This is a genomic window from Aminobacter sp. P4_D5, from assembly GCF_056401815.1.
Genome location: NZ_JBFUIP010000915.1, coordinates 1 through 632, shown reverse-complemented (window position 1 = coordinate 632; position 632 = coordinate 1). Strand labels below are relative to the sequence as shown.

2 protein-coding genes are annotated in these 632 nt (G+C 69.6%); both read left to right on the top strand.

Annotated elements, in window-relative coordinates:
• Positions 1-292: type VI secretion system baseplate subunit TssG (locus tag AC1DWF_RS35770; RefSeq protein ID WP_476843197.1), on the top strand; the 292-nt coding region annotated here is incomplete at its 5' end.
• Between the two features lie 15 nt (positions 293-307).
• Positions 308-632: class I SAM-dependent methyltransferase (locus tag AC1DWF_RS35765; protein ID WP_476843196.1), on the top strand; the 325-nt coding region annotated here is incomplete at its 3' end.

Sequence of the window (632 nt, the reverse complement as noted above, 5' to 3'; positions counted from 1 at the left end):
GGTCTGGGACCCGCAGGCGCGCTTCATCATCCGGCTCGGCCCGCTCGATGCCGAATCCTTCGCGCGGCTGCTGCCGGGCCAGCCGCTCTTCGAGCAGATCTGCGGGCTGACGCGGCTCTTCGTCGGGCCCGAGCAGGATTTCGTGCTGAACCCCATCCTCGCGGCCGATGCGGTGCCCTCCACCAGTACTGGCCTGGGCGGCGGGCGCCTCGGCCTCACCTCCTGGATGGGCGCCTCCAAGCCCCGCAGGACCCCTGCCCGCGACGCTTACCTACGTCCCTCGCCGATCTGATCCAAGGACAACCGAATGACCTCCTGGGCCCAKGGCTATGTCGCCGATAGCCCCTACACCTTCGCCTATCAGGCGGCGCAGGCCCCGGGAAACCTGGCCCTGATCTGCGCGATGATGGGCGTGGACTGGCAGCCGACCGCGCGGATGAACGTCGCCGACATCGGCTGCGGCCGCGGCTACACGGTCAATACGCTGGCCGCCGCCAACCCCGGCTGGTCCGTCCTCGGCCTGGACTACAACCCGGCGCATATCGCCGAGGCCGCCTCGCTCGCGGAGAAGGCCCGCATCGACAACGCCACCTTCGTCGAGGCAGACCTCGCGGAGATGACCGATGCCGAGA